The sequence below is a fragment of the Psychrobacter sp. 1U2 genome (assembly GCF_051847575.1).
The window spans coordinates 1-1,199 of sequence record NZ_JBPYDC010000330.1 but is presented as its reverse complement, the minus strand read 5'-3'; the positions used below and the strand labels follow the sequence as shown (position 1 = coordinate 1,199).

Genomic DNA, 1,199 nt, shown 5'->3' with positions numbered 1-1,199 from the left:
AGAATCTACAAAAGCTTTTTGCTTTTCTTCAACCATAGTAAATATCTCTTTTTGTTGCAAATGTAGGGTTCATAGGAGAGGTGGCAAGCATCCAAAATCTAGAAGCCATAATTTGTGGCACAGCCGCGCACATCATCATGGTTTTTTTCTGAAGATTGACTGCACTTACTGAGTTCATTAACATTTTTTTCTCAATATACTTTAAGTTAATTTAACATTATATAGGCTTAACCATGGAGTGTTTGACTAATTTTGTCCAAGTTTAAACTATCCGACATGGCGCTAAATATCTCATAATACTTACCACCTTTATCATACAGCGCTTCATGCGTCCCAGTCTCAACTACTTGACCGTTTTCTATCACTACCAAATCATCGGCGTCAATAATCTGCGCGATATTGTGCGACACCATAATCACCGTACGATCTTTTTTGATTAAATCTAAGCTTTTTTTGACCTGCTGACTGGCGATAGCATCCAGGCTGGCGGTTGGTTCATCTAAGAACACAATCGGTGGATCTTTTAAAAACATCCTTGCCAGCGCAATGCGTTGCTGCTGACCACCTGATAGTGATTTTGCCGTACTCTCATAACCATCTTTAAGCTTCATAACTTGCTCATGAATCGAGGCTTTTTTGGCAGCGACAATAATGTCCTCTTGTGTCGCATTGGTATCGCCATAACGGATATTTTCGCTGATAGTCCCTGAGAAAATATGATTACTCTGTAATACTAAGCCAATATTGTGACGTAAATCATGGGTATCACAGTCTGCTAAATCATGACCATCCAAGTAGATCACGCCTGCGTCTGGCTCGTAGAACTTGACTAACAAGCTAATAATGGTGCTCTTGCCAGCGCCAGAGAGGCCAACAAGAGCGGTAATACGATTGGGACGAATCTCAAAACTGACGTCTTTTAGTGCTTGCGTGCCGTTAGGATAAGTAAAATCGACGTTTTTTAGCTCAATATGACCTTGCAGATCTTTACTACTGATACCGTCAATATTCTCAACTTGTTTGTCATCTTCCAATATCTCAAAAAACCCTTCTGCATAAGTGAGCGCATTATTGATCTGATCATAAATGCGATGCAATTGACGGATAGGGGCGGCGACGTTCTGAAACAGTAGTACATGGAACAAAATCATACCGATGGTCATCTGACCCTGCAGGACAAAATAGGCCGTCAATAGGAT

Annotated in this window: 1 protein-coding gene; it reads right to left on the bottom strand. The window is 40.7% G+C overall.

The features are described from left to right. Window positions 1–227: 227 nt before the first annotated feature. Window positions 228–1,199 (bottom strand): ABC transporter ATP-binding protein (locus ACS8FD_RS15560; RefSeq protein WP_439276516.1); only part of this gene is annotated, 972 nt, incomplete at its 5' end.